Origin of the sequence: Intestinimonas butyriciproducens (assembly GCF_016901775.1) — a bacterium.
Lineage (GTDB): Bacteria > Bacillota > Clostridia > Oscillospirales > Butyricicoccaceae > Pseudobutyricicoccus.
In genome coordinates this window covers 100,678-116,100 of the sequence record NZ_JACJKW010000005.1, presented here as the reverse complement: position 1 = coordinate 116,100, position 15,423 = coordinate 100,678, and the positions used below count along the sequence as shown (strand labels likewise).

At 56.0% G+C, this 15,423-nt stretch carries 13 protein-coding genes; 6 read left to right on the top strand and 7 right to left on the bottom strand.

Annotated elements, in window-relative coordinates; all coding sequences use genetic code 11:
- Positions 1 to 65: 65 nt before the first annotated feature.
- On the bottom strand, positions 66 to 1,544 hold the full coding sequence (locus H6A25_RS04055) for a polysaccharide biosynthesis C-terminal domain-containing protein (protein ID WP_204750718.1): 1,479 nt from the start codon (positions 1,542 to 1,544) through the stop codon (positions 66 to 68).
- Positions 1,545 to 1,717: 173 nt separating this feature from the next.
- Here H6A25_RS04055 and csaB point away from each other — a divergent pair, with 173 nt between their 5' ends.
- The 3 genes from csaB (at position 1,718) to H6A25_RS04040 (ending at position 8,360) form a co-directional block, all read left to right on the top strand.
- A complete protein-coding gene (gene csaB, locus H6A25_RS04050; RefSeq protein WP_204750717.1) occupies positions 1,718 to 3,958 on the top strand; it encodes a polysaccharide pyruvyl transferase CsaB in 2,241 nt (746 codons plus the stop codon).
- A gap of 378 nt (positions 3,959 to 4,336) precedes the next feature.
- Complete coding sequence (locus tag H6A25_RS04045) at positions 4,337 to 5,041, top strand: ABC transporter ATP-binding protein (RefSeq protein WP_204750716.1); 705 nt, start codon at positions 4,337 to 4,339, stop codon at positions 5,039 to 5,041.
- Between the two features lie 4 nt (positions 5,042 to 5,045).
- Positions 5,046 to 8,360, top strand: coding sequence for an FtsX-like permease family protein (locus H6A25_RS04040; protein WP_204750715.1), 3,315 nt, complete (start codon positions 5,046 to 5,048; stop codon positions 8,358 to 8,360).
- A gap of 47 nt (positions 8,361 to 8,407) precedes the next feature.
- On the opposite strand, the gene H6A25_RS04035 is transcribed toward H6A25_RS04040, so the two are convergent.
- Complete coding sequence (locus tag H6A25_RS04035; RefSeq protein ID WP_204750714.1) at positions 8,408 to 8,830, bottom strand: helix-turn-helix domain-containing protein; 423 nt, start codon at positions 8,828 to 8,830, stop codon at positions 8,408 to 8,410.
- A 147-nt stretch (positions 8,831 to 8,977) separates the two neighbouring features.
- Here H6A25_RS04035 and H6A25_RS04030 point away from each other — a divergent pair, with 147 nt between their 5' ends.
- A complete protein-coding gene (locus H6A25_RS04030; RefSeq protein WP_243423226.1) occupies positions 8,978 to 9,622 on the top strand; it encodes a protein kinase domain-containing protein in 645 nt (214 codons plus the stop codon).
- Positions 9,619 to 10,896, top strand: a complete 1,278-nt coding sequence (locus H6A25_RS04025; RefSeq protein WP_204750712.1) for a zinc ribbon domain-containing protein — start codon at positions 9,619 to 9,621, stop codon at positions 10,894 to 10,896. The genes H6A25_RS04030 and H6A25_RS04025 overlap by 4 nt, the downstream gene beginning before the upstream one ends.
- Before the next feature lie 10 nt (positions 10,897 to 10,906).
- Here H6A25_RS04025 and H6A25_RS04020 read toward each other — a convergent pair whose 3' ends face one another.
- The gene (locus tag H6A25_RS04020) at positions 10,907 to 11,332 is read right to left on the bottom strand and encodes a helix-turn-helix domain-containing protein (RefSeq protein ID WP_204750711.1); all 426 of its coding nucleotides are present in this window, start codon (positions 11,330 to 11,332) and stop codon (positions 10,907 to 10,909) included.
- Positions 11,333 to 11,460: 128 nt separating this feature from the next.
- Here H6A25_RS04020 and H6A25_RS04015 point away from each other — a divergent pair, with 128 nt between their 5' ends.
- Positions 11,461 to 12,708 (top strand): zinc ribbon domain-containing protein, encoded by a 1,248-nt coding sequence (locus H6A25_RS04015; protein ID WP_204750710.1) that lies wholly within the window; start codon positions 11,461 to 11,463, stop codon positions 12,706 to 12,708.
- 54 nt (positions 12,709 to 12,762) lie between these two features.
- Here the strand turns inward: H6A25_RS04015 and H6A25_RS04010 are convergent, their stop codons facing one another.
- The 4 genes from H6A25_RS04010 to H6A25_RS03995 are packed head-to-tail and all read right to left on the bottom strand — an operon-like array spanning position 12,763 to position 15,416.
- Positions 12,763 to 13,764, bottom strand: a complete 1,002-nt coding sequence (locus H6A25_RS04010) for a helix-turn-helix transcriptional regulator (protein WP_204750709.1) — start codon at positions 13,762 to 13,764, stop codon at positions 12,763 to 12,765.
- Positions 13,737 to 14,048 carry a hypothetical protein gene (locus H6A25_RS04005; protein WP_204750708.1) on the bottom strand — a complete coding sequence of 104 codons (312 nt, stop codon included), beginning with the start codon at positions 14,046 to 14,048 and terminating at the stop codon, positions 13,737 to 13,739. The genes H6A25_RS04010 and H6A25_RS04005 overlap by 28 nt, the downstream gene beginning before the upstream one ends.
- On the bottom strand, positions 14,032 to 15,021 hold the full coding sequence (locus tag H6A25_RS04000; RefSeq protein WP_204750707.1) for a hypothetical protein: 990 nt from the start codon (positions 15,019 to 15,021) through the stop codon (positions 14,032 to 14,034). The genes H6A25_RS04005 and H6A25_RS04000 overlap by 17 nt, the downstream gene beginning before the upstream one ends.
- Positions 15,006 to 15,416 (bottom strand): HIRAN domain-containing protein, encoded by a 411-nt coding sequence (locus tag H6A25_RS03995; RefSeq protein WP_204750706.1) that lies wholly within the window; start codon positions 15,414 to 15,416, stop codon positions 15,006 to 15,008. Before H6A25_RS03995 ends, H6A25_RS04000 begins: the two co-directional genes overlap by 16 nt.
- Positions 15,417 to 15,423 lie beyond the last annotated feature (7 nt).

Here is a 15,423-nt window from a genome sequence, read left to right as displayed (position 1 = left end):
TTTCGCATACGGCTTTAGTATAGCACTAAAACATCTTTTTTCACAGTGAAAAAAGGGACTTACCCTTATTTTTCCTTCGTCCGATTCTGCCGGGCCTGACGCAGCATTTCCAGTTCCGGCCGCAGTTCACCGGAACAAAGCAGGCACGCCACATACACAGCGCCTCCCGCTCCGGCGCCGCACAGCGTCTTGACCAGCGCCGCAAAGCCGCCGCCTTCCAGGGGGATCAGGCGGCACACCACAAAGGCGCACAGGGAGCACAAAAGGGCGCTGACAAAGATGCGCAGCGTGCTTTTCCCATCGGGACGGAAGCGGAAGGTGCGGCGCATTCCCCAGATCACCAGCAAAAAGTAGCACACAAAGGCCAGCAGGGTACCCCAGGCCGCCCCCTGGATTCCCATCAGGCCCGTCAGGGCAAAGGTGGCCACGATCTTGATGGCCGCGGCCAGCAGACTGTAACGCAGCACCGGCCGGGTGTTCTTGGTCAACTCAAATCCCTTAATTGCATATTCGGTCAAATCCATGAAAAAATAAGCGGCAGCGGCAATACCGATGATGGCAGAGCCCGACCAATAGGTGTCCTCAAACATAAACCGGGCCAAAGGCTGACAGACGGCGCACAGGCCCAAAGCCGCCGGCATGGCGATGAGAAAATAGAGTCTGGTGCCCTGGGCCAGCAGCTTTTCCGCCGCCTGCCGTCCGTCGTTGGTATAGCCGGAGATGAGAGACGGATATGTGGCCCGCACCACAGCGGCGGCAATCATGCCGAAAATACCCGAACTGACGGTAAAATTGGTGAGATAGATAGCCGAGCCCACATCGCCCTCCATAAAGGCCACGATGTACCGGTCCACCATGCTGAGAAGTCCGGTGCCGATGCTCATGCCGATGAGAGGCACGCCGAAAGTGAGCAGGTCTCCCAGCAGTTTTCTGGAAAAATACCGGGCACGGGTGCTGGAAGGGACATGAAGCACCGCCATGGCAATGCAGGATGCCACGCAATCGCTGATCACCGCACCGAAGATGGCGGGATAGGGAGTGCTGTTGCCTCCGGCCGTGACCAGGAGGGTGGTGCAGACCACTTTTCCCGCCACATCCAGCAGGGAGACAAAAATGCTCACCATCAGATGTTCGGTCTGGATCAGAAGTCCGTTCATCATGGTGAAGAGGGAATAGCTGGTCAGCAGCATGGCGGCGGCAAAAAAGAGGAAACTCTCCCCGATCTGCCAGGCCAGTGCCCCGATCCCCAGCACCACCAGGGTGATGACGCCAAAGGACATCAGAAAAGTGGAATAAAAGGTCTTTTCCCCCTGGGGGCTCCGGTATTCCGATACAAAGCGGGCGGTGGCATTGTAAAGCCAGGCCGCCGACACCAGAAACAGGGCCAGCACAGTGGTGTTGACAATCTGATAACGGCCGTTCACCGCAGGCGGGAAGATGCGGGAATACAGGGCGCTCATCACCAGAAGCAATACCCCTTCCAGCACCTTGGCCGGCACCAGAATCAGGGTGTTGCGGGTCATTTTTTTTGTTTCTCCTGCCAAAACGCTACCTCCTGGGAACAAATGTTGAGGCCGGCCTTCCGTATTGACCATGCCCCTGGGATCCGATATAATAAAACAGTATGAACATTCCCCTTTTTGCAAAAAACAGGGGCCTGTACTTTTGGATTATACATGAAATCAACGCCGACTTCTACGGCTTTCGGGAGGAAATCATGAAAATTTTGCACATCGCCGGCGGCGGCGACCGGGGCGGCGCCAAGACCCATATCCTGGCCCTGTGTTCCCGCCTGAAGGACCAGCACACCCTCAAGCTTCTCAGTATGCGGAAGGGGGAATTTGCCCAGGATGCCCAAAAAGCCGGCATTGATACCCTGGCGATCCAATCGGGCTTTCCTCTGCGGGATTTCCTCCTGGCCAGGGATGCTGCCCGGGAGTTTCAACCGGATATCGTCCACTGCCACGGAGCCAAAGCCAACACCGTGGGCATCTTTCTCAAGCTGACTCTGGGCTGCACCGTCATCACCACGGTGCACAGCGACTACAAGCTGGACTATATGCATTCCTTCCTCCGCCGCCAGACCTTTGGCCGGCTCAATTCCGCCGCCCTGCGGCTGATGGATTATCATGTGACGGTGTCGGACACCTTCAAAAAAATGCTCATCCAGCGTTCCTTCCGTCCTTCCCGGATCCAGACCATCTACAACGGCCTGGATTTCACCCAGAAGACCCCGGATTTTGACCGGGAGGAATACCTGCGCCAGCAGGGGCTGAACTATACCCCCGGGGATGTGGTTATGGGCATTGCCGCCCGCCTCACTCCGGTGAAGGACATTCCCACTTTGCTGCAGGCCTTTGCCAAGGCCCGGCAGGAGGAAAAGCGGCTCAAGCTGCTGATCGGCGGCGACGGAGAGGACATGGACAAGCTGAAAGCCCTGGCTTCCCAGCTGGGTGTCAGCGACAGCGTCTGCTTCTGCGGCTGGGTGTCGGACATCGGCCGATTCTTCAAATCCTGTGATATCGATGTGCTCTGCTCCATCTCGGAATCCTTCCCCTATTCCATCCTGGAAGGCGTGAAGGAAGGATGCGCCGTCATCACCTCCGATGTGGGAGGAATGCACAAGCTGATCGACCAAGGGGAAAACGGCTTCATCTTCCAGCCGGGGGATGTGGACACCTTTGCCTCCTACATGGTGCGCCTGTGCCAGGACGAAAACCTGCGCCGCCTGTTCGGGCAGCGCCTTTTGGAAAAAGCCTCCCGCATTTATTCTCTGGAAGGCATGGCCGCCCGCCAAAGCCAGATCTATGAATACATCCAGGCCCGTGAGGCACGGGGCAAACGCAACGGCATTGTCATCTGCGGCGCTTACGGCCGGGGAAACTCCGGTGACGAGGCCATTCTGGGGGCCATCATCTCCGCCATGAAGGAACTGGACCCGCTGTCTCCCCTGACCGTCATGACCCGCAAGCCTGCCGAGACCCGACTGCTCCACGAAGTGGACGCCGTCTATACCTTCCATCTCTTCCGCTTCCGCCGGGCCATGCGCCGGGCCAGACTCTTCATCAACGGCGGCGGCAGCCTGATCCAGGATGCCACTTCCAGCCGCAGCCTGTATTTTTATCTTTACACCATTTATATCGCCCATAAGCTGGGATGCAAAGTGCAGATGTACGGCTGCGGCGTGGGCCATGTGTCCCGCCCCTTCAACCGCCGTCTGGCCGGCCAGGTGCTCAACCGCAGCGTGGACATCATCACTCTGCGGGATACCATTTCCCAGCAGGAACTGAGCGATATGCATGTGGTCAAGCCGGATATCCGTCTGGCGGCCGATCCGGCCACCATTCTCGCTCCCGCTTCCCCCCAGGAAGCCGACCGGTTCCTCTCTTCCCACGGCGTGCCGGTGGATGGGAAATATTTCTGCCTGGCCCTGCGGCCTTGGGGCACTTTCCACGGCTTTGAGGTCTTTGCCAAAGCGGCGGAATACGCCTATCACAAATACGGGCTCACCGCCCTTTTGCTGCCCATCGAGGTGCCCCGGGACCTTCACGCCTGCAAGCAGGTGGCCTCCCGTCTCCACACGCCCCACTATGTACTGGGGGATGCCCCGGAGGATGTGCGCCTGACCATTGCCCTTCTGAAAAAAATGCGGCTTTTGTGCGGCATGCGTCTTCATTCCATTGTTTTTTCTGCTGTGGCCCGCACACCTTGTCTCGCCGTAAGCTATGACATCAAAGTGTCCGGCTTTATGAGCTACATCGGCCAGAGTGACCGGTGCTGTACCCTGGAGCAGGTATCGGAAAACTGGCTGTGCCAGCAGATCGACCAGCTGATGGACAAGGAAAACCCGGAAGGCGCCGAAGCAGTTTGCCGGAAACTGGCGGAATTGGAACAGGAGAACCGGAAAGCCGCCGCTTCTTTGCTGGGCATTCCCTTCCCTCCCGCTGACCATTCGTGATTATATTGACACAGTCTGTCGATAAACCGATATGGCCAGAGGAAAGGGGGTTCTTTACCTCTTATTGATTCGCAAAAACCGGCGACCTGTGCGCCGGTTTTTGCACCTCTCAAGGGGCAAGTGTAGCCGATTGACCGCCAAAAGCGGCCAATCGGCTGCATGCAGGCCCTTGCAAAAACTCGAAAAAGTGGCGAAAGCCACTTTTTCGACACGCTCAAAAGGCCGCCGGCTGGCGGCCTTTTCTCTTGTTCACATATTGTTTAAACCCGGCTCTTTCTCCCCTGCTTTCTTTGTGATATGATATATTTATTATAATTAAAGTAAAATGGATTTATTTTCAGGCTCCGGCCCTGTTTTCTTATGGGAAAGGATGGTTTTATGGAAGGCTTTGTGTCTCTGCGCAATGTGACCAAACGCTACAAAATGGGTGAAGTGACCATTACAGCAGTGGATGGCGTGAGTTTTTCCATCGGCCAGGGAGAATTTTGCATTATTTTAGGCCAAAGCGGCGCAGGCAAAACCACAGTGCTCAACATTCTGGGGGGCATGGACAACTGTGATGAAGGGGAAGTGTTGGTGGACGGCACCGATGTGGCCCATTTTTCTCCCCGCCAGCTGACCGGCTACCGGCGCAACGACATCGGCTTTGTTTTTCAGTTCTACAATCTGATGCAGAACCTGACCGCTTTGGAGAATGTGGAGCTGGCCGCTCAGATCTGCCGCAATCCTCTGGATGCCGCCGCCGTTCTGCGTCAGGTGGGCCTTTCCGACCGGATGAACAATTTCCCTGCCCAGCTTTCCGGCGGCGAGCAGCAGCGGGTATCCATCGCCCGGGCCCTGGCCAAAAATCCCAAGCTTCTTTTGTGCGATGAACCTACCGGCGCTCTGGACGACGAAACCGGACGGACCATTCTGTCCCTTTTGCAGGATACCTGCCGCAAACAGGGGATGACGGTCATCGTCATCACCCATAACTCGGCCATTGCTCCCATGGCCGATCGGGTAATCCACCTGAAAAGCGGCAAAGTGACCCAGATCCAAGAAAATCCCCATCCCGTACCGGTGGAAGAAATCGAGTGGTGATCAGATGAAACGCTACAAAGCTCTTTTCCACGATATTCTGGTGGAGATCCGGCGCACCCACAACCGGTATCTTTCCATTTTGTGTATCGTGCTGCTGGGTGTGGGCTTTTTCGCCGGCATCAAATCCACCTGCCCGGATATGAAAGAGACCGCCCAACAATATTTTCAGGATCAGAACCTGATGGATATGCACCTGAAATCCTCCATGGGCTTCACGGAAGAAGATGTGAACAGTCTGCGTTCCCAGGAGGATATTGCCTGTGTTTCCCCCTCCTATTCAGTGGACGCCTTTGTGCAGCCGGCCGAGGGGGATCCTATGCTGGTGCGGGCCTGGAGCTGGGAAAATGGCGCCCAGGAACAAGAGGACACCGTCAATCTGCCGGTGCTCAAGGAAGGCCGCTGGCCGGAAAAGGAAAACGAATGCCTGGTGGAGCACGGGATGTATTCCGGCGAGAGCTTCCAAGTAGGCCAGAACATTACCCTGTTCCTGGAAGAAGGCGACCTGTCGGAGAGCCTGAAAATCCAGACCTTTACCATTGTGGGCGTGGTGGAATCCCCCATGTACATCAATTTTGAACGGGGCAGCAGCAATATGGGCAACGGCTCTATCCGTTCTTTTCTCTATCTGCCGGAAGAGGCCTTTGCCTATGAGGTCTATACCGATGTATTTCTCACCTACAAAGACACCCAGACTCTCCCCTTTTACGAGGACGAATACCAGGATGTGATGGATGAAAAAACACCGGTGCTGGAACAGCTGGCGGAAGAGCAGGAGCAGACCCGCCACGACGAGATTTACAACGAGGCCAAAAGCGCCATCGACGCCTCTCAGGCGGAGCTGGATGAAGGCATTGCCCAGTACGAAGAAAACAAAGCCCTTTTTGAGCAGCAGATCGCCGAGGCCCAGAAAAAGCTGCAAAGTGCCCAAAAGCAGATCCAGGACAACCAAAGCCTTCTGCAAAGCCAGCAGAAACAGCTGGAAAGCGGCAAGGCCCAGTACAATGCCGCCCTCAGCCAGTGGCAGAGCCAAAATCAGGCCCTTTCTGCCGGAGAAGCCGAACTGGCCCAGGGAGAAAGCCAGTGGCAAAGCCTTTCCTCTCTGGTGCAGAGTGTACGGGGGCTGATGAACAATTATTCCACCCAAAGTCTCCCTTCGGATCAACCCATTCCCTCTGAGGTACAAAGCGTGCTGGACACCTCTGCCGCTTTGGATGCCTTTGTGCCCCAATCGGCCTTTTCCTTCTCTCAGATTTTGAGGGAATATCTGCTGGCCGCCCCGGAAGGAGAGGAAAAAGCCGCCTTTGCTGTCCAGCTGGAAGGCGTGCTGGGCGGTGTGGAAGAAGAGCTTTCCGCCAAAAGTGCCCAGCTGGAGAGCACCCGCTCCTCCCTGGAAGAAAGCCGGGCCCAGCTGAATGCAGGCAAAGTCCAGCTGGACTCCCAGGCCATCACCCTGACTAGCAGCGAACAGAAACTGAACCAGGGCTGGAGCCAGCTGGAAAGCGCCAAAGCCGAATACCAGCAAGGTGTGGAAGAGCTGGAATCCCAAAAGACCCAAGGCCAGCAGCAGCTGGATGAGGCCGCAGCAGAAATCGAAGAAGGCCGGGCCCGGATCCTGGAGGCCCGCCACGACTTAAACGACCTGGGTTCTCCGGAATGGTATCTGCTGGACCGGTCCAACAATCCCGGTTACAGCGAATTTACCGACGACGCCCAGCGGGTGGACCGCATCGCCGCCGTCTTCCCGGTATTCTTTATTCTGGTGGCCGCTTTGGTGTGTCTGACCACCATGACCCGCATGGTGGAAGAGCACCGCACCCAAATGGGCACCCTCAAGGCCCTGGGCTACGGAAAAGGAGCCATCATTGCCAAGTATCTGGTCTATGCCCTGTCTGCCAGCTTTTTCGGCAGCATCATCGGACTTCTGATCGGCTTCAAGCTGTTCCCCACCATTATTTTCAACGCCTACCGGATCATGTATATTCTCCCCGACTGCCTGACTCCCTTCCGGTGGGGCTATGCCATTTTGTGCACGCTGGCCGCCTTGGCCTGCACCGGGCTGACCGCTCTGGCCGCCTGCCACCACGCCTTGTCGGAATCTCCCGCCCAGCTGATGCGCCCCAAAGCGCCCCGCTCGGGCAAACGAGTGCTGTTGGAGCGCTTCACTCCCCTGTGGCGCCGTCTCAGCTTTTTGCAGAAGGTCACCGCCCGCAATCTGTTCCGCTACAAAAAGCGGATCTTGATGACCGTGGTAGGCATTTCCGGCTGCACCGCCTTGATGGTGGCCGGATTTGGTTTGCAGCACGCCATTGCATCGGTGGTGGACATGCAGTACGATGAAATTTTCCTCTATGATGCCATGGCGGTCTTTGATGACAAGATCACAGGGGACGAACAGCAGGAGATCGCCCAGCAGCTGGAAAACAGCTCCCTTGTAGAGGAATCCATGGCGGTGCGCCAAAGCACCATCGACATTTCTCGGGCCGGCGTCACCAAAAACCTGTACCTCTTCGTGCCGGAAGACCCCCAGGCCCTTTCGGATTATGTGGCCCTGCGCCACCGGGGTGACGGTGAGGCCATCGCGCTGCCCGAGGAAGGGGCTGTGCTCACCGAAAAAATGGCCCGCCTGCTGGATGTGGAGGTGGGCGATACCGTCACCCTCTCCCCGGACGGCAGCCAAAGCTATTCGGTGCAGGTGGTGGACATCGCCGAAAACTACACCCTGAATCTGATTTATCTCTCTCCCACTCAGTACGAAGCTCTGTGGGGCCAGCCGGTCTCCTATAATGGCTTTCTGGTGAACATGACCCCGGATGCCACAGAAGACGCCCTGTCCTCCCAGCTTCTCACCAACAACAATATCCTGATGATCAATTACACCGCATCCTCCGGCAGTCAGTTCCGCGATATTGTGGACAGTCTGAATTATATTGTGTTGGTGCTCATTGTCTGTGCCGGCGCGCTGGCCTTCGTGGTGCTTTACAACCTGGCCAACATCAACATCGAAGAGCGGGTACGGGAAATCGCCACCATCAAGGTGCTGGGCTTTTATGATGGAGAGGTTTCCGCCTATATCTATCGGGAAAATATCCTGTCTTCCCTGATGGGCATGATAGCCGGACTGTTTTTGGGCATTCCCTTCCTCCGTTTTGTCATCCACACCTCGGAAGTGGATGCCGTCATGTTCAATCCCGCCCTGGATGCCTTAACCTTTCTGTTTTCTGCTCTGCTCACGCTGCTCTTCACCGTTATTGTCAACATCGCCATGCACTTCCGTCTCAAGAAAGTGGACATGGTGCAGAGCCTGAAATCCATCGAATAATAAAAAGAAAAAGTCTCCGGAGCACCGGAGACTTTTTTTGTGTAATATTACAAAGCCTTTTCCCCCTGCACCAGCAAAGCGCCGTTGATCTGCGGCAGGCTCTGCCCCCGGGCCAGGCCATACAGAATGAGAGCATCCCGGCTCATCCGCGGATCCAGCGGGGCAAATCCCGCCTGGCGCAGCAGTTTCTGTACTTCCTCCACCGGGGCGCAAAGGCCGATGCACAGACACAAAATTCTGTCCCGTGAAGGGCTTCGTTTGCCGGCAAGCACCTGGTGGAGATAAACCTCGCTGACCCCGCTGCGCCGGGCCACCGCCGCTTTGGAGAGCTTCTGATTGCGGCAAAGCCTGTCCAGCTCCTCCCCCACATTGGGCTCAATCATCTGCTCCCGGTTCCGGCTGAGATAGGAACTGAAGCTGCCCGGAGACATCAACTCTTTCAGCAGCTCCCCTGTTGTTTTTCCTTTCATTTCCACACTCCTTTACTTTTGAACGGAAATCGTCTAAACTTAAAACAGATGCACAACCCCTCTGAAACAGAGGGATACAGGGAGGGATCCATCATTTACACCTGGTTTTCACAAATACTTCAGCAGGAATACGATCTGGTGCGGCGGATGAAAGAAAGCCCTCGGGGGCATGTGGATCTGATCCGCCACAAAAAAAGCGGACAGCTTTTTGTTCTCCGTGATTTTTACGGCAACTGCGAAGTATACCGCAAACTGCTCCGCTATACCTGTCCCCATTTGCCCACCGTCTATGAGGCGGCGGAAGGGAAAGACAAAAACCTGGTGCTGGAGGAATACATTCAGGGAGATACCCTGGGTTTCCTTCTGGAGGAATCCCTGTTTTCTCCGGAAGAGACCAAAAAGATCGTCGCCCAGGTGTGCCAGGCCCTGTGGGCCCTCCACTCCCTGGGGGCTGTCCACCGGGATGTAAAGCCGGAAAACATCATCCTGCGGGGCGATACGGCGGTGCTCATCGATTTTGACGCCGCCCGGCTCCACAAACCCCAGGCCGACAGCGATACTCATATTCTGGGCACAACCGGCTTTGCCGCGCCGGAACAATACGGTCTGTCCCAGTCGGGCCCTCTGGCCGACATCTATTCTGTGGGCATTCTCATCAATGTGATGCGCACAGGGGAGCATCCTTCCAAAAAGCTGGCAGAAGGTCATCTGGGCCGGGTGGTGGAAAAATGCACCCATGTAAATCCTCAGCGCCGGTACAAAAATGTTCTCCGGCTGGCGGATGCCCTATGAGTTCCCAGCTTTCCAAAGTCTGTCCCCACTGCGGCGCCTCCCTCCCCCTCAAAGCCTCTTTCTGCCCCTATTGCGCTCAGAAGATTCTTTCGTCCCAGCCCCTGTCCATGCCAACCCTGGGAAAACGGAAACACTGGCGCCGCAGGATTTGGGGACTGGCATCTCTTTTTATCCTTTTTCTCTGCATCGGCGTTTCTCTGGCTTTGCCCCGGTTTCTGTCCACCCGAGCCCTCCCCCGTACCTATGAAGGAGAAGGAGAGATCTCCTACTCCGGAGCGGACGGCCGTTTTTACCTGGCTCTGGGCACCATGAACACCCAGGAACAGCCTATGGCAGAGCAGATTTTCTATACCATGCCCGGCTATGATGGCATGGGCCAGGTTCCTCTCTTTGTCCATCATCCGGAAAGCGGCGAAAACTCAGCCGGCTTCTTCCTTCACAAGCTGAAAAGTTTTTCGGTGGAGCTTCTCCAGGAGGAAGGAGACTCCCTCTCCTGTGAAGAGCCCAAAAAAGCCACAGATACCGTCCCTGGCTCCACCCTGGTATGCAATGTGCGTTTCAAAGGCCAGGCCGGACGGGGAAAACTGCTGTGGACGCTGGAAATGGACAGCGGCAACACCATTCAAATATCGCAGAATCTGGAAGTGAAATTACTGCCCGTCCGTTCCTACCATTGGAAAGATTACCCCATGGAAACCATGGAACAGCTGCAATCGGTGGTGGCACAGGCGGAAAAAGAATGCGCTCCGGAGGAAATCATCCAGCTGCACCTTCCTCCCATTACCTATGCCGGCACGCTGAACCTCTCCCACCCCACCTGCCTGTATGGCTCTCAGGAAGGAGAGACCGTTTTTCAAGACGGTATCCAGCTTTTGTGGGACGAAGGACCGGACTGTTATTTTCACGATCTGGTCTTCCGTTCTTCCGGAGACGGCACCGGCCTTTCCTCCCGCGGACATCTTCATCTGAACCGATGCACCTTCTCCGGCTTTGACACCGGTCTGTTGGCAGACGGAACAGGCACCATCTACACTTCCGATTGCCTTTTCATTCAAAACCAGGTGGCCATCCATCTCACCGGTTCGCCTCCCAAACGGCGCACTCTGTCTTTTTATCAGACTCAATTTTTGCAAAACAGCACCGGCCTTTTGCTGGAACAGGAGCCTATGGAAGTACCCATCAACCTGTATGGTTCTATTTTCCAGGAAAACGGGCAGGACATCCAAAATCCCGTAAATCAGACCCTGGAGCTGTCCAGTGCCCGCTTTTTCTAAGGAAAATATGTCAAAAAAGAGTCTTTTCGTTTTCCTCAAAGAGCTTGTCGTTGATCTCCGTCAGCGCCTGACCATGGATCAGGCCATAGAGCACGATGGCATCCCGCCTGTTGCGGGGGTAGAGCTGGGCATAGCCCACATATTGCAGCAGTTTCTGGGTCTCCTCCACCGTGGCCGAAAGGCCGATGCACAGGCACAAAAGCCGGTCCCGGGAAGGATTGCGCCTTCCGGCAAACACCTGGTGGAGATATACTTCGCTCATCCCTGCCCCCCGAGCCAGGGCCGCTTTGGAAAGATTCTTTTGTTCATAGATCTCCATCAGCAGTCCGGCGACGGGAGCCGTGGCAAAACTTTCCTGATTCTCCCGAAGATAGGAATCGATGTCTCCCGCTTCCATCAGTTCCTGGCGCAGGTCATTGGTATCCTTTTTCTCCATGCTGTACCCTCCCTTTACTTTTTTCCTGAAAATCGGTATACTTTTCTATTCTTACTTTATAACAATGGCAAAAAAGATACAATATGCCCGTTGCATAGTACTTGTTTTGTCCGAAGGAGGTCATTCTCTTGGAAAAAACCTGTCCACATTGCGGTGCATCCCTGCCGGAGGGGGCTTCTTTTTGCCCTCACTGCGCCAGCGATCTTTCCACCCGCCGTCCCTCCCGCATTCCCCGCTTCCGGCCGAAACGGGTTTTGCCGGTGATCGTGGCGATTTTGCTGGTAGGAGCCGGCTTCATCGGCTATTATACCGTCTCCCGGCCTGAAACCTATGAAGGGCAAGGGGAAGTGTTCTATTCCGCTGATAGAAAAAACTATCAACTCACCCTGGGCTATCCCGATACCCGGAACCAGCCCACGCCCTCTGTCACCCAGCGGGCCGCCGCCGATGAACAATACCGCTTCCCCATGCGTTTTTACATCAATGACCAGGACACCGGCAGCGATGCCAACGAAGAATTTATGAAACTGGTGGACAGCGTGTCCATGGAAGTCCATCCACTCACCGACACCGATTCCCCTACTGTGTGCAGTGAGCCGACCCCCATGCCGGATTATTCCCCCGATGCCGCTTTGATCACCCTCATCGACTTTACCGTGGAAAGCGGCGACACCCAGATGGTGTGGAACATCAAAATGAAAAACGGAGATCAGATCCGTCTGTCCCAGGATCTTATCATTCAGGAGATCCCCACCTATAACTATCGGTACCAGGACACCAAGATGGATACCATTTCCGACCTTCAGGCCCTGCTGGATCAGATCGCCCGGGAAACCGCCCCCTCCGATATCGTCAACATCTATCTGCCGCCTGTCACCTATGAAGGGGAGCTGGTCATCGACTCCCGTCCCTTCAATTTCTATGGTTGCACCGAAGGGCGAGACCGCACCACCTTCACCGACACCGTGCAGCTGGTGGGCGAGGACCGGAGCATTTCCTATTTTTATGACATTGACTTTGTGGGCGACGGCACCTCGGTAGGTCTTTCCGCCGGTGTACGGGCCCGGGCCACCCGCTGCAACTTCTCCGGCTGGAAAACCGGTATGCTGGGCTATGGTTATGCCTGGGTCAACCTGATCGAAAGTCGGGTGGAAAACTGCGAAGTGGGCTTCCACTTCAACAGCACCGGTAATTCTGCCTCCCATTCCATGTTCAACGACAATACTTTCCTCAACTGCGGCACCGCCGTGCTTCTGGAGAATGTGCCCACCGATCTGACTCTGAATTTTGACGGCAGCTCCTTCTCCGGCAACAAAGTGAATATCGACAACCGCTGCCAGCACTCCGTCAACACATCCCAAGCCACTTTTGATTGAGATTTTTCATAAAAAAGGCCTGTCCGGAGCAACTTTGCTCCAGACAGGCCTTTTTTATTCATAGAGTGCCAAAGTTTTTTCCAGATGGGTTTTCAGCCGCTCCCATACCCACTCAGGCTCCAGGATCTGTGCTTCCTCTCCAAAGCCCAGCACCCAGGAGAAAAATTGGGGACTGACGGCCACCGAAAGCCACACGGTGAAATGATCCTCCCCATCCCGCCGTATGGGCACATCCTTGCCGAACCGGTCCACCACTACCCCGGCCAGGTGATTGGCAAACCGAAGCCGCACCCGCTCTTCCTCGCCGCCATACATCCCGAACACCTGGCGGGAATAAACCGCCATATCAAACTTCTGGAACTGCTCTGCACCGTCCCTCGTTTCTTTTTCCAGACGAATGCCTTCCATTTTGTCCACCCGAAAATGTTTGATCTTCTGCTCCGGCGTGTCATAGGCCACCAGGTAATAGTTTTCATCGTCCCAGGTAAGGACCCAGGGACTGACCTTATACCGCTCCCCCTCCCGGCGGAACCGGCGGGCCACTGCATCCTCCCCCGCCTCTCCCACCGCCCACTGGAAATAGCGAAAGCTGATCTGCTTTCCCTGTGCGATAGCCTGATGCAAAGCATCGATGTTATAGTAAATGCTTTCATTCATGGTCTTGATCCGATTTGCCACATAGACCTGACGCTGAAGGGTCTGGGCCTGATACACACTGGCCAGGCTTTCCACCTTGCCGATCAGCTCCCGGGATTTTTTGGCGGTGATAAACCGGGAGGACTGAACGGCGTCCACCAGCAATTTCAGCTCGGCCACCTCAAACAGGCGGGAGCCCACCCCATAGCTTCCCCGCCCCTGGGGAGAGATCACATCCAGCCCATAAACCCGCAGAGTCTCCAGATCATCATACAGGCTCTTCCGCTCGGCACTGACACCCCATTCCTCCAGTTTCTGTGCCAGTTGGGATATGGTAAGCCCATGATCCTCATCGGTCTGCTCCAACAGAATTTTCATCAGATAGAGCAGCTTCAGTTTTTGTCCGGAGCGCTTGGCCATATTTCATCCTCCTTCCACTGGATGCGGGGTGATTTGTCCAGCCCTGCATAGCCCAGGGCCTCTTTGCCTCCCAAAAGGTCCGCCCCGGGGCGGCCATACTTTCGTGAACACAGCCTTCCCTGGCTTTCTTGCACAGCGCGGAAGCGCAGCATGGGTGCAGCGTCACGCTGCCCCGACCCGGGAAAAGAGGCAAAACGGCGGTATTTCCGGAAAAAATCCCGGCGGATGATCTCCCCGATCTCCCGGGATGTTATGGTTTTCTGCTTTTTATCCACTTTCTTCATCCCCTTTCCTTTTCCAATAGAGTGCAGCGCACCAAAGTCCTGCCGAGGGGAGAGAAATCTCTCCATCCAGCAAAACAAACACTCTCTCTCCCTGTTTTACCATGCATTCCACCATCCGGCGCTGGTGCTCCGGAAGCCGCTCCAAAGGAAGCCTTCCCAGATCGGCTCCTTCCTCATTCAAAAGAGGCAAGGTCTCCTTCTCTGCTGGCCGGGGCGGACGCAGCAGCACCAGGTCCAGAAACAATCCGCCAAAGCGCCGGGGCCGCCTCGCCCCCAGACCATCCATCTGCCGCTGGATCACCATGCGGATCAGTTCTTCCCCCACCCGGCCGGTATGATGGGGGACGGGATAGCGCCGCTCTACCGGAGTCTTTTTCTGTCTCCGGGCCAGCGCTCCCAGAGCCTGCCGTCTCTCCTGGGGCAGAAGGGTCAGCAGCTCTTCCAGCGCCTTTCCCCCTTTGCCTTCTGCAAAAGCCCAGGCAGCCAGTTTTTCTGTCATACTCTGCCAGCTTTCCCTTTGTTCCGCCAACGGGCTTTGGCGGTAACTTTCCAGCAGCATTCTGGCTTCGTCCCTTCCGACTGATACGCAGCCTTTCAGCAAAAGCAGGCAAAATTCCGCTGGCGCACAGGAGGCCATCACCTGCCGGGCCAGCGTCAGATCCCGCAGCAAAACCCGGGCCACCGGCTCTGTTTCTCCGGGAAAAAGCCCTTCCGCCACATCCAATGTCAACTCCCGGGCCGCCCGCTCTTCTTTTAACTGAGCGGAATAGGTGCGCAGCATCTGAAGCCACTGTTCTTCGGCCTGTGCTTCCCCATCTGTCAACGCGATCCATCGAAGAATCTCCCCAGGGGACCAGGGGCCCTTTTCCAGGATCTCCTGCCACTGCCCAGGCGACGGAAGCAGCCAGCGGCTTTCCGCCACTCCCACCTGGATAGGCACCTGTATCCGCTCTTCCTTCAGCTCCTGGGCCAATGGATCTCCACCTCCTTTTTGCCGTAATTTCCCAGCCGCAGCCGCCCGGTGAGCAAAATACCTTCCTCCAACAGTGCCGCCGGAATGGCATTGTATTCCCTGGGCAGATAACCGATTCTCTGCCCATTTTCCCGCAAAACGGCCACTGCTTTGGGATCAAAGGGATTTTCCGTCTCCCTCCTGAAGATCAGGTTCTCCCCTTCCCACAACGCCAGGTGTTCTCCGCCTGGGATATAGGAAAAGCCCCGCAGCGCCAGAACATCCAGCAGCGGACCTTCTTCCCGCTCCTGTTCCTGCTCCGGCCCTTCGGGGCTTTGTCTGTTTCTTTTTCCGGCCCGCAGCAAAAGGAGCAGCGCCAGCGCGGCAATGATGGCCAGCAAAATTCCTTCCAGCACGGCTCCC

Excerpts from the sequence above, each read along its gene's own strand:
- csaB (WP_204750717.1), top strand. The coding sequence starts at position 1,718 with ATGAAAATTTTGCACATCGCCGGCGGCGGCGACCGGGGCGGCGCCAAG.
- H6A25_RS04045 (WP_204750716.1), top strand. The coding sequence starts at position 4,337 with ATGGAAGGCTTTGTGTCTCTGCGCAATGTGACCAAACGCTACAAAATG.
- H6A25_RS04040 (WP_204750715.1), top strand. The coding sequence starts at position 5,046 with ATGAAACGCTACAAAGCTCTTTTCCACGATATTCTGGTGGAGATCCGG.
- H6A25_RS04035 (WP_204750714.1), bottom strand. The coding sequence starts at position 8,830 with ATGAAAGGAAAAACAACAGGGGAGCTGCTGAAAGAGTTGATGTCTCCG.
- H6A25_RS04030 (WP_243423226.1), top strand. The coding sequence starts at position 8,978 with ATGAAAGAAAGCCCTCGGGGGCATGTGGATCTGATCCGCCACAAAAAA.
- H6A25_RS04025 (WP_204750712.1), top strand. The coding sequence starts at position 9,619 with ATGAGTTCCCAGCTTTCCAAAGTCTGTCCCCACTGCGGCGCCTCCCTC.
- H6A25_RS04020 (WP_204750711.1), bottom strand. The coding sequence starts at position 11,332 with ATGGAGAAAAAGGATACCAATGACCTGCGCCAGGAACTGATGGAAGCG.
- H6A25_RS04010 (WP_204750709.1), bottom strand. The coding sequence starts at position 13,764 with ATGGCCAAGCGCTCCGGACAAAAACTGAAGCTGCTCTATCTGATGAAA.
- H6A25_RS04005 (WP_204750708.1), bottom strand. The coding sequence starts at position 14,048 with ATGAAGAAAGTGGATAAAAAGCAGAAAACCATAACATCCCGGGAGATC.